The organism is Escherichia sp. WS338 (assembly GCF_046486405.1).
Lineage (GTDB): Bacteria > Pseudomonadota > Gammaproteobacteria > Enterobacterales > Enterobacteriaceae > Escherichia > Escherichia coli.
This window is the reverse complement of sequence record NZ_JBJQLL010000008.1, coordinates 161,205-184,144: the sequence shown is the minus strand read 5'-3', so window position 1 is coordinate 184,144 and position 22,940 is coordinate 161,205. Positions and strand designations below refer to the sequence as shown.

Below are 22,940 nucleotides of genomic sequence, written 5' to 3'. Positions count from 1 at the left end.
AGTCATGGAGTTACTATGTCTGCCAAACATCCGGTCATTGCGGTAACAGGATCCAGCGGCGCGGGAACCACCACCACCAGCCTCGCGTTTCGTAAAATATTCGCGCAGTTAAATCTGCATGCAGCCGAGGTGGAAGGCGACAGTTTTCACCGTTACACCCGCCCGGAAATGGACATGGCGATCCGCAAAGCACGCGACGCCGGGCGGCATATCAGCTACTTCGGCCCCGAAGCGAACGACTTCGGCCTGCTGGAACAAACCTTCATTGAATATGGTCAGAGCGGCAAAGGGAAATCTCGCAAATATCTGCATACCTACGATGAAGCCGTACCGTGGAATCAGGTACCGGGGACATTCACCCCCTGGCAACCTTTACCGGAACCCACTGATGTACTGTTTTATGAAGGTTTACACGGCGGCGTAGTCACGCCACAGCATAACGTTGCGCAGCATGTGGACTTACTGGTCGGCGTGGTGCCTATCGTTAACCTTGAGTGGATTCAAAAACTGATCCGCGACACCAGCGAGCGCGGGCACTCACGAGAAGCAGTGATGGACTCGGTAGTGCGTTCAATGGAAGACTATATCAACTACATCACACCGCAGTTTTCCCGCACCCATCTTAACTTCCAGCGCGTTCCCACCGTCGACACTTCAAACCCGTTCGCGGCAAAAGGTATCCCGTCGCTGGATGAAAGCTTTGTGGTGATCCATTTTCGTAATCTGGAAGGGATCGATTTCCCCTGGCTGCTGGCGATGTTGCAAGGCTCATTCATTTCCCACATCAATACGTTAGTGGTACCGGGCGGCAAAATGGGTCTGGCAATGGAATTAATTATGCTGCCGCTGGTGCAACGATTGATGGAAGGAAAGAAAATCGAGTAACTTTGCTATTACGCCGGATAAAATACTATCCGGCTTCACAATGGGATAGTTAAATCACGCGGCAACCACTTCATACGAGTGAGTAATATTCACCGCTTTTTCCAGCATCAACGCCACTGAACAATATTTCTCGGCAGAGAGATCAACCGCACGTGCAACCGCTGCGTCTTTCAGGTCGCGACCGGTAACGATAAAATGCAGATTAATGTGCGTAAACAGGCGTGGTGCCTCTTCGCGGCGTTCAGAGGTCAATTTTACTTCACAATCGACCACATCCTGACGCCCTTTTTGCAGGATAGAAACCACATCGATGGCACTGCAACCCCCCGCCGCCATCAACACCATTTCCATCGGACTTGGTGCTTTATCGCCTGAGTTGCCGTCCATTAAAATCTGGTGACCAGAGGCGGATTCGCCCAGAAAAGTTAACCCTTCGACCCACTTCACTCGCGCTTGCATTTTTGCTACTCCACTGCGTCAATTTTCCTGACAGAGTACGCGTACTAACCAAATCGCGCAACGGAAGGCGACCTGGGTCATGCTGAAGCGAGACACCAGGAGACACAAAGCGAAAGCTATGCTAAAACAGTCAGGATGCTACAGTAATACATTGATGTACTGCATGTATGCAAAGGACGTCACATTACCGTGCAGTACAGTTGATAGCCCCTTCCCAGGTAGCGGGAAGCATATTTCGGCAATCCAGAGACAGCGGCGTTATCTGGCTCTGGAGAAAGCTTATAACAGAGGATAACCGCGCATGGTGCTTGGCAAACCGCAAACAGACCCGACTCTCGAATGGTTCTTGTCTCATTGCCACATTCATAAGTACCCATCCAAGAGCACGCTTATTCACCAGGGTGAAAAAGCGGAAACGCTGTACTACATCGTTAAAGGCTCTGTGGCAGTGCTGATCAAAGACGAAGAGGGTAAAGAAATGATCCTCTCCTATCTGAATCAGGGTGATTTTATTGGCGAACTGGGCCTGTTTGAAGAGGGCCAGGAACGTAGCGCATGGGTACGTGCGAAAACCGCCTGTGAAGTGGCTGAAATTTCGTACAAAAAATTTCGCCAATTGATTCAGGTAAACCCGGACATTCTGATGCGTCTGTCTGCACAGATGGCGCGTCGTCTGCAAGTCACTTCAGAGAAAGTGGGCAACCTGGCGTTCCTCGACGTGACGGGCCGCATTGCACAGACTCTGCTGAATCTGGCAAAACAACCAGACGCTATGACTCACCCGGACGGTATGCAAATCAAAATTACCCGTCAGGAAATTGGTCAGATTGTCGGCTGTTCTCGTGAAACCGTGGGACGCATTCTGAAGATGCTGGAAGATCAGAACCTGATCTCCGCACACGGTAAAACCATCGTCGTTTACGGCACTCGTTAATCCCGTCGGAGTGGCGCGTTACCTGGTAGCGCGCCATTTTGTTTCCCCCTATGTGGCGCAGGCTGATTTATCACCCCGATATCAACTATGCACTTCGACAAACGCTGGTGCTATGTTTGCCCGTGGCCGTTGGGTTAATGCTTGGCGAATTACGATTCGGCCTGCTCTTCTCCCTCGTTCCTGCCTGTTGCAATATTGCGGGCCTTGATACGCCTCATAAACGTTTTTTCAAACGCTTAATCATTGGTGCGTCGCTGTTTGCCACCTGTAGCTTGCTGACACAGGTGCTACTGGCAAAAGATGTTCCCCTGCCCTTTTTGCTGACCGGATTAACGCTGGTACTTGGCGTCACTGCTGAGCTGGGGCCATTGCACGCAAAATTGCTTCCCGCATCGCTGCTCGCCGCCATTTTTACCCTCAGTCTGGCAGGATACATGCCGGTCTGGGAACCGTTGCTCATCTATGCGTTGGGCACTCTCTGGTACGGATTGTTTAACTGGTTTTGGTTCTGGATCTGGCGCGAACAACCGCTACGCGAGTCACTAAGTCTGCTGTACCGTGAACTGGCAGATTACTGTGAAGCCAAATACAGCCTGCTTACCCAGCACACCGACCCTGAAAAAGCGCTGCCGCCGCTGCTGGTGCGCCAGCAAAAAGCGGTCGATTTAATTACCCAGTGCTATCAGCAAATGCATATGCTTTCCGCGCAAAATAATACCGATTACAAGCGGATGCTGCGTATTTTCCAGGAGGCGCTGGATTTGCAGGAACATATTTCGGTCAGTTTGCATCAGCCGGAAGAGGTGCAAAAGCTGGTCGAGCGTAGCCATGCGGAAGAAGTTATCCGCTGGAATGCGCAAACCGTCGCCGCTCGCCTGCGCGTGCTGGCTGATGACATTCTTTACCATCGCCTGCCAACGCGTTTTACGATGGAAAAGCAAATTGGCGCACTGGAAAAAATCGCCCGCCAACACCCGGATAATCCGGTTGGGCAATTCTGCTACTGGCATTTCAGCCGCATTGCTCGTGTGCTGCGCACCCAAAAACCGCTCTATGCCCGTGACTTACTGGCCGATAAACAGCGGCGAATGCCATTACTTCCGGCGCTGAAAAGTTATCTGTCACTAAAGTCTCCGGCGCTACGCAATGCCGGACGACTCAGTGTGATGTTAAGCGTTGCCAGCCTGATGGGCACCGCGCTACATCTGCCGAAGTCGTACTGGATCCTGATGACGGTATTGCTGGTGACGCAAAATGGCTATGGCGCAACCCGTCTTAGGATTGTGAATCGCTCCGTGGGAACCGTTGTCGGGTTAATCATTGCGGGCGTGGCGCTGCACTTTAAAATTCCCGAAGGTTACACCCTGACCTTGATGCTGATTACCACCCTCGCCAGCTACCTGATATTGCGCAAAAACTACGGCTGGGCGACGGTCGGCTTTACCATTACCGCAGTGTATACCCTGCAACTGTTGTGGCTGAACGGCGAGCAATACATCCTTCCACGTCTTATCGATACCATTATTGGTTGTTTAATTGCTTTCGGCGGTACTGTCTGGCTGTGGCCGCAGTGGCAGAGCGGGTTATTGCGTAAGAACGCCCATGACGCTTTAGAAGCCTATCAGGACGCGATTCGCTTGATTCTGAGCGAGGACCCGCAACCTACGCCACTGGCCTGGCAGCGAATGCGGGTAAATCAGGCGCATAACACTCTGTATAACTCATTGAATCAGGCGATGCAGGAACCGGCATTCAACAGCCATTATCTGGCAGATATGAAACTGTGGGTAACGCACAGCCAGTTTATTGTTGAGCATATTAATGCCATGACCACGCTGGCACGGGAACACCGGGCATTGCCAACTGAACTGGCGCAAGAATATTTACAGTCTTGTGAAATCGCCATTCAGCGTTGTCAGCAGCGACTGGAGTATGACGAACCGGGTAGTTCTGGCGATGCCAATATCATGGATGCGCCGGAGATGCAGCCGCACGAAGGCGCGGCAGGTACGCTGGAGCAGCATTTACAACGGGTTATTGGTCATCTGAACACCATGCACACCATTTCGTCGATGGCATGGCGGCAGCGACCGCATCACGGGATTTGGCTGAGTCGCAAGTTGCGGGATTCGAAGGCGTAATACAGGCTAAACCATCGGATAAGGCGTTCGCGCCGCATCCGACATCTTTTGCCTGATGCGTCGTATTTACGCCCCAATCACCTTCGCCGCCGCGTGGGCGAAACGATGCATCCCTTTATCGATATCCGCATCTTCCACCACCAGCGACGGCGCAAAACGCATCACATCAGGCCCGGCATTCAGCACCATTACGCCTTCCTCTGCACCGGCATACAGGAAATCACGCGCCCGACCTTTGTACTGTGGTTTCAGCTCCGCGCCAATTAACAGCCCCATACCGCGAATATCGCTAAACACATCGTACTGCTGATCGATCTTCTGCAAATGGTCAACAAAACGCTGGCGTTTCGCCTGAATGCCTTCCAGCACTTCAGGGGTATTGATGATATCAAACGCCGCGCCCGCTACTGCACAGGCCAGAGGATTACCGCCGTAGGTGGAACCGTGAGAACCAGGATGAAATGCAGAAGCAATTTCCGCCGTGGTCAGCATGGCGCTAATCGGGAAGCCGCCGCCTAACGCTTTCGCAGAGGTCAGAATATCCGGCGTCACACCGTAGTGCATGTAAGCAAACAAATCGCCAGTCCGCCCCATCCCGCACTGCACTTCATCAAACACCAATAATGCCTGATGTTGATCGCACAGCTCGCGCAAGCCCTGCAAAAACTCTGGCGTCGCTGCCGTCACACCGCCCTCGCCCTGGATCGGCTCAACCACCACCGCACAGGTATGGTCATCCATCACCGCTTTCACTGCGTGGAGATCGTTAAAAGGCACGTGGATGATGTCTGCCGGTTTTGGCCCAAAGCCGTCGGAATATTTTGGCTGCCCACCCACCGAAACGGTAAACAGCGAGCGACCATGAAAAGCGTTATGGAAGGCAATAATTTTGGTTTTGAACGGGCTATGACGCACACAGGCGTAATGGCGTGCCAGTTTAAAGGCGGTTTCGTTAGCTTCCGTGCCGGAGTTCATAAACACCACGCGTTCGGCAAAAGTTGCCTCAATCAGTTTACGGCCAAGACGCAGCGCCGGCTCATTGGTGAAAACGTTACTAATATGCCACAGAGTTTCGCCCTGGGTTTTTAACGCGTTCACCAGCGCAGGATGGCAATGGCCCAACGCCGTCACTGCAATGCCACCCGCGAAATCGACATACTCCTTGCCCTGTTGATCCCAGATTCGGCTGCCCTGACCTTTTACCGGAATAAACTCTGCCGGAGCATAAATCGGCAGAATCACTTCATCGAAAGTCGCGCGTGTAATTGCTGTTTGTTCAATTGCCATCTCATGATCACCCTGTTACGCATAAATAAATATGAAATTATAATCACAAAATATGCATAAAAAATCACTGAATGGCAATCAGAAATCAGCGATGCAGAAAATTAGCCAGCAGTTGATGTCCTTGTTCGCTGAGAATACTTTCTGGATGGAATTGCACACCTTCCAGATCCCACTGGCGATGGCGAATCCCCATAATCTCGCGGGTTTCGCTCCAGGCCGTCACTTCAAAGCACTCCGGTAATGAGTCAGGTTCCACCACCAGCGAATGGTAGCGTGTCACGGTGAGTGGATTTGCCAGCCCCTTAAATACGCCCACACCATTATGTGTAATCGGCGAGGTTTTGCCGTGCATGACCTTTGCGGCGCGCACAACTTTGCCGCCAAATGCCTGCGCCATTGCCTGATGACCGAGGCAGACGCCAAGAATCGGCAAGCGTCCGGCATAGTGACGAATAACGTCAAGGGAGATCCCGGCTTCATCTGGCGTACAGGGGCCGGGTGAGATGACAATTTTTTGTGGTTTAAGGGCGTCGATATCCGCCAACGTCAACGCATCGTTGCGCTTAACCAACACATCCGCCCCCAGTTCACAAAAGTACTGGTAGAGGTTCCAGGTAAAAGAATCGTAGTTATCAATAAGCAGGATCATGGCGGCTCCGGTACGAAAGAACCGCGCTATTTTACTCAGATTCCCCGGCTTCGCTTACCACTTTGCTAAATATCATCTGCAGCGCGGTGAGATCCCCCATTGCCCCATTCTGATTTGCCTGATTCCAGGCCTCTTTTTCAATACCCTGCCAGCTCAGTTGATATCCGGCATGAATCGCCAGTTGCTCGAAGAAGATCCGCTGTGCCAAACCACTTCCCACCCGGAAGGGATGCAGCACGTTGATTTCACAATAGTAATGCGCCAGCCGCTCGACGAACTTCGCTTTCTCCAGGCCAACCAGATAACCTTCTTCCTCCAGATCCTGCATCAGGGCATTGCCCTCTTTTTCGATATAAGCAAAGTGGCAGAACGGCGTATCACCCTGATAAATATCAACTTCACGCAGTTGCCCCGCCCAGTCGAAAATATCCTGATACAGCTGGCGATGGATAGTGCGCAAATGCGGTAAACCGCGCACCAGCGGACCAAGCTCAATGGTCGCAGCACGTAGCGCCGTCATTTCGTAAGCGGCCTGTTCCAGCCGCTGTTGCTGGCGGATGTTCAGCCGGTTACGCATGATATCAAGGCCAGGATAAAGATACGGATCGCGCCCTTCGCCGAATTTATCGCTCATAGTGCCTCCTCAGCTCTTCAAGGCGCGCTAAAGCCTCTGCGGCAGTAAGAGTGACTAAAGGCATCTCGACGCCTTCAAGACGGCGACTGGCCTGGAAATTACGATTACGCTGAAGCTCCCAGAGACGGGACTTTTGCTTATCGGTGAGTTTCTTCACTTGATGCCTCCCTGAACGTGTCCATTTGCCACAAGTATAAGCGGCAAATCCGGGTTACGCCGGGAGAGCAGAAGCGCGGGCAAGATTGCCCGCGCGAGAAATCATTACGGCAGGACTTTAGCGGAGAGGATAACTACCGGTTTTGACGGCACATTCTGGTACGGACCAACGTCATGAGTCGGCACCTGGGAAATCTTATCGGCAACGTCCATGCCTTTCACCACTTTACCAAATACCGCGTAACCGAAATCACGCTGACCATGGTCAAGGAAGGCGTTATCGGCAACGTTGATAAAGAACTGGCTGGTGGCGCTGTCTTTGTCAGCGGTACGCGCCATCGCGATGGTGCCACGCGTGTTGCGCAGGCCGTTATCGGCTTCATTTTTGATTGGCGGGTTTGGTTTTTTCTGCTGCATCTGCTCGGTGAAACCGCCGCCCTGAATCATAAAGCCAGGAATGACGCGGTGAAAGGTAGTGTTGTTATAAAAACCGCTGTTCACATAATCGACAAAGTTTTGCACAGACACTGGCGCTTTTTGTTTATCCAGCTCCAGTTCGATATTACCAGCTGAGGTTGTCAACAATACGTGCGGGTCCCCTTTCGCTGCCATTGCTGCGGGAGAAAGAGCAGAAAGAGCGAAAACAGCAGCCATCGCCGCCAGGGTCGATTTGAACATGAGATTTCCTTAACAAACAGAGCAGAAAAAAAGCAAGTGAAGAGATTCTAAATAGCCTTCAAGAACAAGGCCATCCCTTTACCTAATTTTACGTATCTGAAATATATGTAACCTGACGATCACTTTTTATTCTGTGATCAAAATCACCTCTTAAAATGCAATTTAGCAACCGATTGCAATAAAACATTTAATCAGATCACAAAATCACCTAAAATCGCCCGCTCGCGGCATAGCCCGCTATGCCATTTTATTTTTGAACGCAGGCCAATCATGACTAACAGCAATCGCATCAAGCTCACATGGATTAGCTTTCTCTCCTACGCACTGACTGGTGCGTTGGTTATTGTCACCGGGATGGTGATGGGAAATATCGCCGATTATTTCAATCTGCCTGTTTCCAGTATGAGTAACACCTTCACCTTCCTCAACGCCGGCATTTTAATCTCTATCTTCCTCAACGCCTGGCTGATGGAAATCGTCCCGTTGAAAACGCAGTTACGTTTTGGCTTTCTCCTGATGGTGCTGGCGGTTGCCGGTTTGATGTTCAGCCACAGCCTGGCGCTGTTCTCGGCGGCGATGTTCATTCTCGGAGTGGTCAGCGGCATCACCATGTCGATTGGTACATTCCTGATAACACAAATGTATGAAGGGCGTCAGCGCGGTTCCCGCCTGTTATTTACCGACTCCTTCTTCAGTATGGCCGGGATGATTTTCCCAATGATCGCCGCGTTTCTACTGGCGCGCAGCATTGAGTGGTACTGGGTTTATGCCTGCATCGGGTTGGTGTATGTCGCTATTTTTATTCTGACCTTCGGCTGTGAGTTCCCGGCGCTGGGCAAACATGCGCCAAAAACGGATGCTCCGGTAGAGAAAGAAAAGTGGGGGATCGGCGTGCTGTTTCTCTCCATTGCGGCACTGTGCTACATCCTCGGTCAGTTAGGTTTTATCTCCTGGGTGCCGGAGTATGCCAAAGGCCTGGGCATGAGCCTGAACGACGCGGGCACGCTGGTGAGTAACTTCTGGATGTCATATATGGTCGGCATGTGGGCGTTCAGCTTTATTCTTCGCTTCTTTGATTTGCAACGTATTCTGACCGTACTGGCTGGTCTGGCTGCGATTCTGATGTACGTCTTTAACACCGGAACACCAGCACATATGGCGTGGTCAATTCTCGCTCTGGGCTTCTTCTCCAGCGCGATCTATACCACCATCATCACCCTGGGTTCACAGCAAACCAAAGTACCGTCGCCAAAACTGGTTAACTTTGTCCTGACCTGCGGGACCATCGGTACTATGTTGACCTTTGTGGTTACCGGCCCGATTGTTGAACATAGTGGTCCGCAGGCGGCGCTGCTGACGGCAAACGGTCTGTACGCTGTCGTCTTTGTGATGTGCTTCCTGTTAGGTTTCGTCAGCCGTCACCGTCAGCATAACACCCTGACCTCTCATTAATTGTTCATGCCGGGCGGCACTATCGTCGTCCGGCCTTTTCCTCTCTTACTCTGCTACGTACATCTATTTCTATAAATCCGTTCAATTTGTCTGTTTTTTGCACAAACATGAAATGTCAGACAATTCCGTGACTTAAGAAAATTTATACAAATCAGCAATATACCCCTTAAGGGGTATATAAAGGTGAATTTGATTTACATCAATAAGCGGGGTTGCTGAATCGTTAAGGTAGGCGGTAATAGAAAAGAAATCGAGGCAAAAATGAGCAAAGTCAGACTCGCAATTATCGGTAACGGTATGGTCGGCCATCGCTTTATCGAAGATCTTCTTGATAAATCTGATGCGGCCAACTTTGATATTACCGTTTTCTGTGAAGAACCGCGCATCGCTTATGACCGCGTACACCTCTCGTCTTACTTCTCTCACCACACCGCCGAAGAGCTGTCGCTGGTGCGCGAAGGCTTCTACGAGAAACACGGCATCAAAGTTCTGGTCGGCGAACGCGCTATCACCATCAACCGTCAGGAGAAGGTGATTCACTCCAGCGCCGGACGTACCGTTTTTTATGACAAGCTGATCATGGCGACCGGTTCCTACCCGTGGATCCCGCCAATTAAAGGTTCTGATACTCAGGACTGCTTTGTCTATCGCACCATTGAAGACCTCAACGCCATTGAATCCTGCGCTCGTCGCAGCAAGCGCGGTGCCGTTGTTGGTGGCGGCCTGTTAGGTCTGGAAGCTGCTGGCGCGCTGAAAAACTTAGGCATTGAAACCCACGTTATCGAATTTGCCCCTATGCTGATGGCGGAACAGCTTGATCAGATGGGCGGCGAGCAGCTGCGTCGCAAAATCGAAAGTATGGGCGTGCGCGTTCACACCAGCAAAAACACTCTTGAGATTGTGCAGGAAGGTGTCGAAGCGCGTAAAACCATGCGTTTTGCCGACGGCAGCGAACTGGAAGTCGACTTTATCGTCTTCTCTACCGGTATCCGTCCGCGCGATAAGCTGGCAACCCAGTGTGGTCTGGACGTTGCTCCGCGTGGGGGTATCGTCATAAATGATTCCTGCCAGACTTCCGATCCGGATATCTACGCCATCGGTGAATGCGCAAGCTGGAACAACCGTGTATTTGGTCTGGTAGCACCAGGCTACAAAATGGCGCAGGTCGCCGTTGACCATATTCTTGGTAGCGAAAACGCCTTTGAAGGTGCAGACCTTAGCGCCAAGCTGAAACTGCTGGGCGTAGACGTAGGCGGTATTGGTGATGCGCACGGTCGCACGCCTGGCGCACGTAGCTACGTTTACCTCGACGAAAGCAAAGAGATCTACAAACGCCTGATTGTCAGCGAAGACAACAAAACCCTGCTCGGTGCGGTACTGGTGGGCGATACCAGCGACTACGGCAACCTGCTGCAACTGGTGCTGAACGCTATCGAGCTGCCGGAAAACCCGGATTCCCTGATCCTGCCAGCGCACTCGGGTAGCAGTAAGCCGTCTATCGGTGTTGATAAACTGCCGGACAGCGCGCAAATCTGCTCCTGCTTCGACGTCACCAAAGGCGACCTGATTGCTGCTATCAACAAAGGCTGCCACACCGTTGCGGCGCTGAAAGCCGAAACCAAAGCCGGTACGGGCTGCGGCGGTTGTATTCCGCTGGTCACTCAGGTACTGAACGCGGAACTGGCGAAACAGGGTATCGAAGTTAACAACAACCTGTGTGAACACTTTGCTTATTCGCGTCAGGAACTGTTCCATTTGATCCGCGTTGAAGGCATTAAAACCTTCGAAGAACTGCTGGCGAAACACGGCAAAGGTTACGGTTGTGAAGTTTGTAAACCGACCGTCGGTTCGCTGCTGGCCTCCTGCTGGAACGAATACATTCTGAAGCCGGAACATACTCCGCTGCAGGATTCTAACGACAACTTCCTCGCGAACATCCAGAAAGACGGCACCTACTCGGTGATCCCGCGTTCTCCGGGCGGTGAAATCACCCCGGAAGGGCTGATGGCAGTGGGTCGTATCGCGCGTGAATTTAATCTCTACACCAAAATCACCGGCTCCCAGCGCCTGGCGATGTTTGGCGCACAGAAAGACGATCTGCCGGAGATCTGGCGTCAGCTGATTGAAGCCGGCTTCGAAACCGGTCATGCCTATGCGAAAGCACTGCGTATGGCGAAAACCTGCGTGGGTAGCACCTGGTGCCGCTACGGCGTTGGCGACAGCGTCGGCCTCGGCGTGGAACTGGAAAACCGCTACAAAGGCATCCGTACGCCGCACAAAATGAAGTTCGGTGTCTCCGGCTGTACCCGTGAATGTTCAGAAGCCCAGGGTAAAGACGTGGGTATTATCGCCACCGAAAAAGGCTGGAACCTGTATGTTTGCGGTAACGGCGGCATGAAACCGCGTCATGCGGATCTGCTGGCGGCGGATATCGATCGCGAAACGCTGATCAAATATCTCGACCGCTTCATGATGTTCTACATCCGTACTGCCGACAAACTGACGCGTACCGCACCGTGGTTAGAAAACCTTGAAGGCGGCATCGATTACCTGAAAGCGGTGATCATTGACGACAAACTGGGGCTGAACGCACATCTGGAAGAAGAGATGGCGCGCCTGCGTGAAGCGGTAGTGTGTGAGTGGACTGAAACGGTCAATACGCCGTCTGCGCAGACTCGCTTCAAACACTTCATCAACAGCGACAAGCGTGACCCGAACGTACAGATGGTGCCAGAGCGCGAACAGCACCGTCCGGCAACGCCGTATGAACGTATCCCGGTAACTCTGGTGGAGGACAACGCATGAGCCAGTGGAAAGACATCTGCAAAATCGATGACATCCTGCCTGAAACCGGCGTCTGCGCGCTGTTAGGTGACGAACAAGTAGCAATTTTCCGCCCGTATCACAGCGATCAGGTGTTTGCGATCAGCAACATCGACCCGTTCTTCGAGTCCAGCGTGCTGTCACGCGGGTTGATTGCGGAACACCAGGGCGAGCTGTGGGTCGCCAGCCCGCTGAAAAAACAGCGTTTTCGCTTAAGCGACGGCTTGTGCATGGAAGACGAACAGTTTTCCGTCAAGCATTACGACGCGCGAGTGAAAGACGGCGTGGTACAGCTGCGCGGTTAATATTTTAACGGGAGGCGCAATGCCTCCCCTTTTTGCATGGTCCTGTAATAACCTTCGGTATATTGCAGGACATTTTTTAAACTTTTTGTTCTATTTTTTGTTTTTATTTTTTAAAGGATAATCAAATGTTTACAGACACTATTACTAAGTGTGCGGCTAACGCTGCGCGCATTGCACGCCTGTCGGCAAATAACCCGCTCGGCTTTTGGGTCAGCTCCGCCATGGCGGGGGCGTATGTGGGTCTTGGGATCATCCTGATTTTCACGCTCGGTAATTTGCTCGACCCGTCCGTACGTCCTCTGGTGATGGGCGCGACCTTTGGTATCGCCTTAACGCTGGTCATTATTGCTGGTTCTGAACTGTTCACCGGACACACCATGTTCCTCACCTTTGGGGTGAAAGCGGGCACCATCAGCCACGGGCAAATGTGGGCAATCCTGCCGCAAACCTGGCTGGGTAACCTGGTCGGTTCCGTCTTCGTTGCCATGCTTTATAGCTGGGGCGGCGGTAGCCTGCTGCCGGTCGATACCAGCATCGTTCACTCCGTCGCGCTGGCTAAAACCACTGCACCGGCAATGGTACTGTTCTTCAAAGGTGCATTGTGTAACTGGCTGGTTTGTCTGGCTATCTGGATGGCGCTGCGCACTGAAGGGGCGGCGAAATTTATCGCTATCTGGTGGTGTTTGCTGGCATTTATCGCGTCCGGCTACGAGCACTCCATCGCTAACATGACGCTGTTCGCACTCTCCTGGTTCGGCAACCACAGCGAAGCCTACACGCTGGCGGGCATTGGTCATAACCTGCTGTGGGTGACGCTGGGTAATACTTTATCGGGTGCCGTATTCATGGGATTGGGTTATTGGTATGCTACGCCGAAAGCGAATCGTCCGGTTGCGGACAAATTTAATCAAACTGAAACGGCTGCCGGTTAATTACTAAGGGGTTTTTACGTGGATCATTTGCCTATATTTTGCCAATTACGCGATCGCGACTGTCTGATTGTCGGCGGTGGTGATGTCGCGGAACGCAAAGCAAGGTTGCTGTTAGACGCAGGCGCTCGCTTAACGGTGAATGCATTAGCGTTTATTCCACAGTTCACCGCATGGGCAGATGCAGGCATGTTAACCCTCGTCGAAGGGCCATTTGATGAAAGCCTTCTCGACACCTGCTGGCTGGCGATTGCAGCGACGGATGATGACGCGCTTAACCAGCGCGTCAGCGAAGCCGCTGAAGCTCGTCGCATCTTCTGTAACGTGGTCGATGCGCCGAAAGCCGCCAGCTTTATTATGCCGTCGATTATTGACCGCTCACCGCTCATGGTAGCGGTATCCTCTGGCGGCACCTCTCCGGTTCTGGCGCGCCTGTTGCGCGAAAAACTCGAATCACTGCTGCCGTTACATCTGGGCCAGGTAGCGAAATACGCCGGGCAATTACGCGGGCGAGTAAAACAGCAGTTCGCCACGATGGGTGAGCGTCGCCGTTTCTGGGAAAAACTGTTCGTTAACGACCGCCTGGCGCAGTCGCTGGCCAACAACGATCAGAAAGCCATTACTGAAACCACCGAACAGTTAATCAATGAACCGCTCGACCATCGCGGTGAAGTGGTGCTGGTTGGTGCAGGTCCGGGCGATGCCGGGCTGCTGACACTGAAAGGTCTGCAACAAATTCAGCAGGCAGATGTGGTGGTCTACGACCGTCTGGTTTCTGACGATATTATGAATCTGGTACGCCGCGATGCTGATCGCGTTTTCGTCGGCAAACGCGCGGGATACCACTGCGTACCGCAGGAAGAGATTAACCAGATCCTGCTGCGGGAAGCGCAAAAAGGTAAACGCGTGGTGCGTCTGAAAGGCGGCGATCCGTTTATTTTCGGGCGTGGCGGAGAAGAGCTGGAAACACTGTGCAACGCGGGTATTCCATTCTCGGTGGTTCCGGGTATTACCGCAGCTTCTGGTTGCTCTGCCTATTCGGGTATTCCGCTCACGCATCGCGATTATGCCCAGAGCGTACGCTTAATTACTGGACACTTAAAAACCGGGGGCGAGCTGGACTGGGAAAACCTGGCGGCAGAAAAACAGACGCTGGTGTTTTATATGGGGCTGAATCAGGCTGCAACTATTCAGCAAAAGCTGATTGAATACGGTATGCCTGGTGAAATGCCGGTGGCAATTGTCGAAAACGGAACGGCAGTCACGCAGCGCGTGATTGACGGTACGCTCACGCAGCTGGGCGAACTGGCGCAGCAAATGAACAGTCCATCGCTAATTATTATTGGTCGGGTTGTTGGCCTGCGCGATAAATTGAACTGGTTCTCTAACCATTAATTTAACCAGGGCCAGAGAAGTCTGGCCTTTTTCGTTTACAACTCTCTTTATATATTCAGCAGATAAAAACATACCCCCTTAATAAATATTGTCTGCTAATGGGTTATATTCACCGTTACAGCGACTGACAAAATTAAATCAATCGCTCACTGACGCTAATTGAATATTCCTGTATCGTTCTTAATGAGCAGTCTGCTTATATTCATATAATCAATGAATATTAATTAATATATAATACATAGGGAATGTAAATGAACAAATTTATTAAAGTTGCACTGGTAGGCGCAGTACTGGCTACGTTAACTGCATGTACTGGTCATATTGAAAACCGTGATAAGAACTGCTCTTACGACTACCTGCTGCACCCGGCAATTTCTATTTCTAAAATCATTGGCGGTTGCGGTCCGACTGCACAGTAAGCCATTGACAGAAATCGGCTAACGCCGGTTTAATTGCCTGACGCCCTCGAGATTACCCGAGGGCGTATTTGTTTCTGCATTCTTTTCAAAAATATCGTTTACAACGATTAAATGCTGGCAATACTTTCACGCAAGATCCGCAATATCGTCTCTTCACCGCTGCGATTTGGGTTAATGCGAATCGCGCAATGTTCTAACTGCGGATTCGCCTGGCGAAACGTTCCGGAAAGTCGATAAAAGAGCGGCGGGATTTCATATTTCGACTCTGCACCAACCGGGTAAGGCAAGGCACCGAGTTTCTGCGCCTCTTCCAGCACTCTGGCGGCAATCGGCTGATGAAACTCTACAATCAATACCTTCGACTGTGCATTGGCAATGACGGCGCTTTTCACTTCCGCCACCGCGCCGCCGTTAAGCAAAGCCAGCAACCGTTCAGATACCCCCGCCTGCACCGCGTGCATCACTGGCGCGAGCAGCAGACCACGCAACACCTCTAATGCCTGCGCCCCCTGAATCTGACTGCCGCCGGAATAGAGCGTGGCGCGAATCCGGCTAATAACATCGGCATCGCCTACCACCGCACCAACGCCCTCTGGCCCAAACAGCTTGAAGCAGGAAAATGTCGACACATTCGCCCCGCATTCGCAGCCGATTCGCGCTACCTTCATCACCGCATAGTTGTCATCGGTTAACGCTGGAACACCTGCCGCGCGCAACGTTGCCAGCACGTCTGCCAGCACATAGCGGTCCTGCGGCTGCTGGCGCGTATGCTGCACCAGCGCGGCATCAGGTTGTTGCTCGTCAACAACCTGCTTCAGTGCCGACAGATCATTGAAATCAGCCGTAATGAGCGTTAGCCCCATCTGCTCAATAATAACCCGTGTCGTCGGGTAAACAGGCGCGTCATGCACCAGAAGACGCTGCCCCGATTTGAGCAAAGCCGCCAGTGCCGCACGGATCGCGCCAGTACCCGCGCCCTGTACCAGCGCCGCGGCCTGTGCGTGAAACGCGTCAGCCAGCACCTGTTCCACACGCTGGGTAATGCGGGGCTGATTTAGCCCCGGCGTTAAGCCCAAATCACCGCAGGTAAGAAACTCGCTGCCAGGAAAATGACGGCAAATCGTGTCCACCAGCGCAAACTGCTTTTGCTGCGCCTCAATAAGCGTCAGGCTTTGCAGAGGAAACGTCTTCATAGGTGCCTTCCTTAAGCCGGAACGAACAGGCCAAGCCAGTAAAGAATATTCAGCAGGATGCCGGTGATCATTACTGCTACGACCGGTGCCGCCATTTTCTGTACCGGACGGCCCAGGGATTCGTTGAGGAAGTAAATGGCAACCGCGATAGAGAATCCGGTATAGCCCGCCATTTTGATTGCTGCAAAGATCGAACCGACCAGCAACGCCACTTCCATCAGCATATTCATGGCGTTACGGATGTTATCCGACGCATTACGTACCGACGGGTAGCGCCCCAACCATTTGCCGATCGAACGAAGCAGCAAGACTTCCGCCGAAATAACCACTGCGCCTAATACCGCTGCAACCATCGGATTCGGCGAGAGATAGCCCACCGCATAAACAAAGGTAAAGCCCGCAACTGCATACACACCGGTGGCTAACGCGGTGGTGGCAATCAACGGCACAAAACCCAGCCCGCGCATAAATTCTGCCAGTGCCGCCTGGTTGATTAGTGTTTGCGATTGTTCCGGCGTTACGCCTGCGGAGTACGCTTTCTCCAGTGTGAAGATCGACACTTCACTACCGGCGAAAATCTTCATGCTGGCAACGGCAGCAATCAATGCACCCACGATGGCGATATACGGTAAGTTTTTGATAATCCGTGATGTACGCTCTTCAAACACCGACATACCGCTGGCATCGATATCATTTTCATCACGATGGCGCAGGTCATGAGTTATTGCGATCCCCAGCAGCATCACCATGCCAATAAAGATTTCGATGGATTCAGGGTTAAGATGTGGGAAATAGCGCACGACGACCACACGGGTCATCAGTACCACCACGGCGGCGATCAGACTTTGCTTCCAGCCAAACTGGTAGAAAATCGCCACCAGAGGGAACAGTGCAAAAGCTGAAACCACCGGCGAGCTTAATTCCCCCAGACTACCTAATACATCCACCGGTAGCGCGGTCAGCAGCTGGTTTACTGGCAACAGACAGGTGAGGATCAACACGCCCCAGATAGCGCCAAGACCAAACGCCATCAGGCTGTTTATCGCCAGTACGCCGAGGATATCGGTAGGAAGAAAGAGTAACCATGCGTTGAGCAGCCCGGTTTTCAGGGTAAACGAGATCCCCACCGAGGCCACAAAACCAATGCTCAGACCAAAAGCGATACTCCCCGCCTCGCGACGGTTCATATAGCCTTCAATCAGTTGTGGCAGGATCGGGCGGATACCGTCATGAAAAACGGCTGCCGAGCGATGCGCCAGAAGCGATGTCATACCCGTCAGGCACGCCACCAGGATAATCTGAATATACAGATCCATAGTCGTGCCTTTTATTTCAGATGGTTAATCAGCATCGGAATCGCGTGTTCGACGTGCTCAACGGAAAGGCCAAACGCCACTTTCCCTTCGGCGATCATTTTGGCGATATGTTCGTCTTTCGCTTTAATGCCTGGTTTGGCAATGGTGCAACTTTTGTTATAGCCAATCACCGCGATGGCAATCGACAATGCCGCGCCCGCACCGGTATTACACGCGCCGATGTAGTAATCCAGTTGCCCGGATTTCACTTTCATTGCCGCTTCCATGTCGTTGTGAATGAAAACTTCAAAACAGCCAGGAGCCGTCGCTTCAATGGTTTTTTTAATCTGCTCACGCTGTAAGCCTGCAACACCAATCTTTTTCATGAGTCTGTCCTTATTGGAAAAATTGAGAGGGAGTTTCACGTAACATCACATCCACATCGGCCTGACTGAATCCTGACTGGCGCAATTGCGGAATAAAGGTGGTCAATAAATAGTCATAGCCATAACCACCATTGGCTTTTAAATGGGAGCGGCGCGTAATATCCATCGACAGCATGACGCGGTTCAGCAAACCTCGGTCACGTAGCGCGTGGAGCATCGCAATGCGCTTTTCGTCCGGGTAGTAACTGTTCTTGCCGATGGTGTCGAACTGCACATACGCGCCGAGATCGATCATCTTCAAAATGTTGTCGAGGTTGTCTTTCAGATCGCAGTGACCAACGGTGACGCGCGAAAGATCAACTCCGTGGGCTTGCAGTAGCGCCAGTTGTTCCAGCCCCATGGTGCTAAAAGAGGTATGCGTGGAGATCGGGCGTCCGGTCTGGTTATGTGCCAGCGCGGCGGCAATAAACACCTTCTCTTCCAGCGGCGTAATCTTCCCTTCGCTGGAGCCGATCTCCGCGATGATCCCGGCTTTCAGGTCGGTGCAATCGATACCCTGTTCAATTTCATCGACCATCTCCTGCGCCAGTTCCTGCACGCTGCGGGTCGCCACATGTTGCGGGAAAAACGCGTCCTGGTAATAACCGGTACAGGCCACCACGTTGATGCCGGTTTCGCGCATTACATCGAGCATAAATTGCGCATTGCGCCCCATGTAACGGTTAGTCATCTCAATCACATTACGCACGCCCCGGGCCATCAGGTCGTTCATCTCCTGGCAAATGAACGCATACTGATCAAGGCGGCAGTCCACGTTGTTTTTAAAGCCGGAGAGATCAATATGCAGATGCTCATGGGCGAGGGTGTAACCCGTCGGATCAAAACTCATAGGGTGTCTCCTGCAAACCGGAGGGAGGAAAGAAAAGAGCGACCATTTTGTGGCGGTGGCGCGCGGAAAAATTCACATACGGTAGCCCCCACATCAGAAAGCGTGGTGAGCACACCAAGCTGCGTAGCGACCATCCCTTGCTGATAAACCAGCACTGGCACCACTTCGCGGGTATGGTGGCTGTGACCAATGGTCGGATCGTTACCGTGATCCGCCATCACGACCAGGCAATCATCTGGCTGCATCGCCTCAATAAGCCGGGCAAGGTTACGGTCAACGACCTGCAAACGTTCCGCATAACGTGCGACGTCTTCTGCATGACCAGCGAGGTCGGTTTCCTGGATATTGGTACAAATAAACGCCGTCGGATGGGTGTTAAATTCGTTGAAGGTGATATCCATAATCCGCTGGCTATCCACCAGGTTTTGCCAGCTCACGCCATAAGGATTACTGGCAATATCCGCCACTTTCCCCACCAGCACGGTTGGTACGCCCACTTCATACAGTTTTTGTGGCACCTGCACTTTTTCATCGACGCCGTAGCCCATATGCACGACCTGGAAGCCGTTGTCATAAGCGCCAGAACGCGGCGCATTGATGCCAATAAAGCGCCCTTCTTTGCTTTCTGCGGCATCGAGGATGCGCTGGCTGTCGGTTAACAGGCCACCAAATGTAATGACCCGACCGACCTGTACCTGCTCACGCACGATACGACCAATTTTGATTGCGTCGTCAAAAGAGATCACAGAGAGATTGGCGGTGATGTTATAGACCTGACCTAAATCCGCCTCGAGATTATCGCCAATCGCAACCGCCTGATTGACCCACAGAAATTGCAGATCATCGCCACGGCGCTCCACCTGCCAGTCAGCGTTAAGTAATGCTTGCTCAACACGGTCAATCACATCGCGAAAGGGCATCCGTAGCGGCGGTAACGGGCGCGTGCCTAAAATTTCCTGATGCCCCATAAAGGTATCGCCACCTTCATGTTGCAGCTCTGCCACGCCCCAGGTTGCGGAGTCTGACGGCTGCATATCTCCAGGCGCATAACCTAATGCATTGATTAGCCCCATTTTCTCCAGCATTGGTAGCTGCAAATGCGGCAACTGGCTCAGGATGTGACCACAGGTATTTGCCCCGGCATCCTGCGGACGCACCAACGTGACATCTTTCATTGCCCCTACGCCAAAGCTATCAATCACTAACACCACAAATCGCGCCATTACGCCCCCAGAGAGTTTCCAAGACTGTCATAACGACCGACGATTTCTGGTTCGCCACGGTGAATACCGGACAGCAACACCACATCGCTACGGGTGACAAAAATCTGCGTGCGAAAACAGAGCACTACTGCACTGCTTACCGGAAACTCGCCTGCCAGCGGCAGGGTGTAGTCGATACTGCTGTCATCCACAGTTTTGAGATTGGTTTCAGTAATCTTTTGATTTTCTGGCGTAAACACCAGCGCATGTTGCGCGTGACCACGACGGTAGTAACCGCCGCCGTAGCAGTAGCTGTCGCCACGAAAATGATGGGAGATTTCACTTAACCAGAGCATCGCGATACGTTCAGGCTGATCGCCCTGCTGGTTTGCCGGAATCGTCCCCGTCAGCGCATGACCGGGTTCGGCATGAGTCACACCGTATTCCGCCAGCAATGGCAGCGAAGTGCAGCTGGTCGCAGAAGGTGCGTTCAGTTGCTCAATCGCAATACCAGATTTCGCCAGTTGATCCCGTGCCTGTATCAGCGTGTGAAGATTCGGTGTCGGCAAAACTTTCCCGGCAGCCTCATCCCAAAGCAGGCAAGGGAAATGGGTTAGTCCGGCTAAATGCAGCCCCGGCAGTTTCTTAATATCAGCAACCACCTCGTGCAGCGAATGCTGTACAAAACCGCTCTCCTGCCCCGGATAAAGAAAATCATCGTCGCTATAAACTTTGAGCAGCACAGACTGCACACGTCCGGCCTTCACCGCTGCTGCAGAAACTTCCCGCGCTTTATCGAGAGTAAACACGGTGATGACGTCAGTTCCCTGTGCAACGGCGTCAGAAACCTGGTGACAAGGGATTTGCACCAGATGCCCCTGATGCGCCAACGGCAGACCGGCGCGGCGCATGACCCGCGCCTCTTTGTAATCCACCGCCACAATGCCGCTGTAGCCCAGTGCCAGAAGTTTTTCCGCCAGCCACGGATTACGGCCAAACTGCTTGGTCATCAGATACAGTTCAATGCCGTAAAGTCGCGCCGTCTCAATCAGCCGCTTACCGTTTTCCAGTATCTGATCCACATCGATCACCCAGCTGTCCGGGGCGATCTTGCCCTGCTGCCACAAACTTAGTGCGGCGGAAATCAGCGCCGGGTTCTGGCGTTTCAATGCTTCTACAAACATCTTGTTGCCTCGTTTCTGTTCCTTGAATTAAATATTCATTTTTCTGAATATTTAGATTATGCGACGTGGATTTGTCGGGAGCTTCAAACCTCTTCGTTAGCAGCCATCCATAATCCATAAAGATTAGCCAGCAAATAGCCTTCTTCACACGGCTTAACTTCCAGTGCGAATTCCTTCAACAACACCTGATGCAATTGCACAACGGCTTGCCAGTGGCTGGATTGCGCCAGTTCTGCCAGCAATTCGGCGTCCAGCGGCTCTATTTCTTCACCACGGCGACTGCGCATCAGTGCGCTCGCCATATGTGTCATCGCCATCATTCCTTGCTCGCTGCGCACCGGTAGATGACACTCTGTTTCCAGTACGTTGACGACCTGCATCATGCCTTTGCAGATGTCCTTATCAATAACGCCTGCCTCACAAAGCAGGTTGAGTCTGGTTTCCATTTCAGATGCCTTTCGTTTAATAACTCGGTTCCTGTTCCCCACTGACCACTCGTTGTTGATGGGCAAGCAGGGCCTGTTTATCAACAACTGCACGCAGCAATTGTTGCATTGGGTAATCATCGACTCGCGTCAAAACTACGGCTTCGGTGGCCTGTAAAAATCGCGGATCGTCTGTGAGCGGCGTCGCTTCTAATCCCAGCATGGTCAGTTCGTTTTCCGCCACCACGTTCCAGATCACCGCATCAACATCGCCTTTAACAATGCGTTGTAAACTCTCGTGATAAGAGAGATCGACTCGTTCCACATCACTATCGCCAAAAAAGACATCGGTCATGATTTTCTGATCCGCCGAACGGTTATCCAGCCCCACGCGATTCACGTTTGCGGACTCGCCTTTACGGCAAATCAACTGGTGCTCGCCAACGTAGGTGTGCGGCCCCAACTCCAGCGCGAGGCATAACCCTTTTTGCGTGAGATAACTTTCCGCCGCCAGTCGGGAAACAACCGCCATGTCATACACGCCGTTAAGTAAACACTCCACGCGAATATCCGCGCCGCGCATGTGCGCATAGTAAAAAGGAATACCATCAAACTGAGCTTTCAATCCGCTCGCCAGGCCTTCGTACAAACGGGTATAGGGCAAGGGCATCGCGCACACCACATTGTTGATATCCACATGACTCAGCAATGCTTTGTTATCCATTTCCACCAGATAACTGCCATTACGCCCACGGCGTTCTATCCGTATCGCTCCGCTTGATTCCAGCGTTTTCAACGCGGCCTGCGTCAGGCCAACGGATGAACGGCATTCAGTTGCCAGTTCATCTATGGTTTTCAGTCGATTACCGCACTTTTCACCCAACAAATAACGGGCCAGTGTCGTGATGACGACGCCTTCTTTTTTGATAAACGTTCGACGCATAGTAAATTTTCAATAAAGTGAATATTTATATCTTCATAAAAATGAAGATAAGTGGCAACTGCGAGATGTGGAAACGGCGAGGCGCTTCACATTTTTTCGGATTATTGCAAAAAGAGGATAAAAAAACCGGGTTTCCCCGGTTTCAGAGTGATGATAAAAGCAAAATTGCCTGATGCGCTACGCTTATCAGGCCTACATTTCCTTGCAATATGTGCATTACTTTGTAGGCCGGATAAGGCGTTCACGCCGCATCCGGCATGAACAAAGCGCAATTTGC

General features: G+C 52.2%; 23 protein-coding genes. 9 read left to right on the top strand and 14 right to left on the bottom strand.

The window, feature by feature from the left end:
• Positions 1–15 precede the first annotated feature (15 nt).
• A complete protein-coding gene (locus ACJHWT_RS10120; RefSeq protein ID WP_001274680.1) occupies positions 16–885 on the top strand; it encodes a phosphoribulokinase in 870 nt (289 codons plus the stop codon).
• 54 nt (positions 886–939) lie between these two features.
• Here the strand turns inward: ACJHWT_RS10120 and ACJHWT_RS10115 are convergent, their stop codons facing one another.
• Positions 940–1,344, bottom strand: a complete 405-nt coding sequence (locus ACJHWT_RS10115; protein WP_001148908.1) for an OsmC family protein — start codon at positions 1,342–1,344, stop codon at positions 940–942.
• Positions 1,345–1,645: 301 nt separating this feature from the next.
• Here ACJHWT_RS10115 and crp point away from each other — a divergent pair, with 301 nt between their 5' ends.
• Positions 1,646–2,278: a cAMP-activated global transcriptional regulator CRP gene (gene crp, locus ACJHWT_RS10110; protein WP_000242755.1), complete on the top strand. Its 633-nt coding sequence runs from the start codon at positions 1,646–1,648 to the stop codon at positions 2,276–2,278.
• A gap of 50 nt (positions 2,279–2,328) precedes the next feature.
• Positions 2,329–4,419 carry a YccS/YhfK family putative transporter gene (locus tag ACJHWT_RS10105; RefSeq protein ID WP_001318073.1) on the top strand — a complete coding sequence of 697 codons (2,091 nt, stop codon included), beginning with the start codon at positions 2,329–2,331 and terminating at the stop codon, positions 4,417–4,419.
• Positions 4,420–4,485: 66 nt separating this feature from the next.
• On the opposite strand, the gene argD is transcribed toward ACJHWT_RS10105, so the two are convergent.
• The 5 genes from argD to ppiA form a co-directional block, all read right to left on the bottom strand.
• Positions 4,486–5,706, bottom strand: a complete 1,221-nt coding sequence (argD, locus tag ACJHWT_RS10100; RefSeq protein ID WP_410232329.1) for a bifunctional acetylornithine/succinyldiaminopimelate transaminase — start codon at positions 5,704–5,706, stop codon at positions 4,486–4,488.
• 85 nt (positions 5,707–5,791) lie between these two features.
• On the bottom strand, positions 5,792–6,355 hold the full coding sequence (gene pabA, locus ACJHWT_RS10095) for an aminodeoxychorismate synthase component 2 (RefSeq protein WP_000601853.1): 564 nt from the start codon (positions 6,353–6,355) through the stop codon (positions 5,792–5,794).
• Between the two features lie 31 nt (positions 6,356–6,386).
• Positions 6,387–6,989 carry a putative adenosine monophosphate-protein transferase Fic gene (locus tag ACJHWT_RS10090; RefSeq protein ID WP_001280638.1) on the bottom strand — a complete coding sequence of 201 codons (603 nt, stop codon included), beginning with the start codon at positions 6,987–6,989 and terminating at the stop codon, positions 6,387–6,389.
• Positions 6,979–7,146 (bottom strand): YhfG family protein, encoded by a 168-nt coding sequence (locus ACJHWT_RS10085; RefSeq protein ID WP_000736860.1) that lies wholly within the window; start codon positions 7,144–7,146, stop codon positions 6,979–6,981. The genes ACJHWT_RS10090 and ACJHWT_RS10085 overlap by 11 nt, the downstream gene beginning before the upstream one ends.
• A gap of 104 nt (positions 7,147–7,250) precedes the next feature.
• Positions 7,251–7,823, bottom strand: a complete 573-nt coding sequence (gene ppiA, locus ACJHWT_RS10080) for a peptidylprolyl isomerase A (protein ID WP_000477225.1) — start codon at positions 7,821–7,823, stop codon at positions 7,251–7,253.
• A 270-nt stretch (positions 7,824–8,093) separates the two neighbouring features.
• Here ppiA and tsgA point away from each other — a divergent pair, with 270 nt between their 5' ends.
• The 6 genes from tsgA to ACJHWT_RS10050 all read left to right on the top strand — a co-directional run bounded on the left by tsgA (position 8,094) and on the right by ACJHWT_RS10050 (position 15,146).
• Positions 8,094–9,275: an MFS transporter TsgA gene (tsgA, locus tag ACJHWT_RS10075; RefSeq protein ID WP_000185232.1), complete on the top strand. Its 1,182-nt coding sequence runs from the start codon at positions 8,094–8,096 to the stop codon at positions 9,273–9,275.
• 261 nt (positions 9,276–9,536) lie between these two features.
• On the top strand, positions 9,537–12,080 hold the full coding sequence (gene nirB / locus ACJHWT_RS10070) for an NADPH-nitrite reductase large subunit (RefSeq protein WP_000049223.1): 2,544 nt from the start codon (positions 9,537–9,539) through the stop codon (positions 12,078–12,080).
• Positions 12,077–12,403, top strand: a complete 327-nt coding sequence (nirD, locus tag ACJHWT_RS10065; protein WP_000084762.1) for a nitrite reductase small subunit NirD — start codon at positions 12,077–12,079, stop codon at positions 12,401–12,403. Before nirB ends, nirD begins: the two co-directional genes overlap by 4 nt.
• A 125-nt stretch (positions 12,404–12,528) precedes the next feature.
• On the top strand, positions 12,529–13,335 hold the full coding sequence (gene nirC / locus ACJHWT_RS10060) for a nitrite transporter NirC (protein ID WP_000493588.1): 807 nt from the start codon (positions 12,529–12,531) through the stop codon (positions 13,333–13,335).
• A gap of 18 nt (positions 13,336–13,353) precedes the next feature.
• Complete coding sequence (gene cysG / locus ACJHWT_RS10055) at positions 13,354–14,727, top strand: siroheme synthase CysG (protein ID WP_000349860.1); 1,374 nt, start codon at positions 13,354–13,356, stop codon at positions 14,725–14,727.
• Positions 14,728–14,978: 251 nt separating this feature from the next.
• Complete coding sequence (locus ACJHWT_RS10050; RefSeq protein ID WP_001031834.1) at positions 14,979–15,146, top strand: YhfL family protein; 168 nt, start codon at positions 14,979–14,981, stop codon at positions 15,144–15,146.
• Between the two features lie 107 nt (positions 15,147–15,253).
• On the opposite strand, the gene ACJHWT_RS10045 is transcribed toward ACJHWT_RS10050, so the two are convergent.
• The 8 genes from ACJHWT_RS10045 to yhfZ form a co-directional block, all read right to left on the bottom strand.
• A complete protein-coding gene (locus ACJHWT_RS10045; protein WP_410232328.1) occupies positions 15,254–16,339 on the bottom strand; it encodes an aminotransferase class I/II-fold pyridoxal phosphate-dependent enzyme in 1,086 nt (361 codons plus the stop codon).
• 11 nt (positions 16,340–16,350) lie between these two features.
• Positions 16,351–17,655 carry a YhfT family protein gene (locus tag ACJHWT_RS10040; protein ID WP_000366828.1) on the bottom strand — a complete coding sequence of 435 codons (1,305 nt, stop codon included), beginning with the start codon at positions 17,653–17,655 and terminating at the stop codon, positions 16,351–16,353.
• Positions 17,656–17,666: 11 nt separating this feature from the next.
• Complete coding sequence (locus ACJHWT_RS10035) at positions 17,667–18,020, bottom strand: DUF2620 domain-containing protein (protein ID WP_000719728.1); 354 nt, start codon at positions 18,018–18,020, stop codon at positions 17,667–17,669.
• 10 nt (positions 18,021–18,030) lie between these two features.
• A complete protein-coding gene (locus tag ACJHWT_RS10030; protein WP_000006990.1) occupies positions 18,031–18,909 on the bottom strand; it encodes a phosphotriesterase-related protein in 879 nt (292 codons plus the stop codon).
• Positions 18,906–20,132 (bottom strand): phosphopentomutase, encoded by a 1,227-nt coding sequence (locus ACJHWT_RS10025; RefSeq protein WP_000090583.1) that lies wholly within the window; start codon positions 20,130–20,132, stop codon positions 18,906–18,908. Before ACJHWT_RS10025 ends, ACJHWT_RS10030 begins: the two co-directional genes overlap by 4 nt.
• Positions 20,132–21,295, bottom strand: coding sequence for a YhfX family PLP-dependent enzyme (locus ACJHWT_RS10020; RefSeq protein WP_000497330.1), 1,164 nt, complete (start codon positions 21,293–21,295; stop codon positions 20,132–20,134). Before ACJHWT_RS10020 ends, ACJHWT_RS10025 begins: the two co-directional genes overlap by 1 nt.
• An 83-nt stretch (positions 21,296–21,378) precedes the next feature.
• Positions 21,379–21,741: a hypothetical protein gene (locus ACJHWT_RS10015; protein ID WP_001318074.1), complete on the bottom strand. Its 363-nt coding sequence runs from the start codon at positions 21,739–21,741 to the stop codon at positions 21,379–21,381.
• A gap of 16 nt (positions 21,742–21,757) precedes the next feature.
• Entirely contained in the window at positions 21,758–22,663 is a 906-nt protein-coding gene (gene yhfZ / locus ACJHWT_RS10010) for a GntR family transcriptional regulator YhfZ (protein WP_001254822.1), read from the bottom strand.
• Positions 22,664–22,940 lie beyond the last annotated feature (277 nt).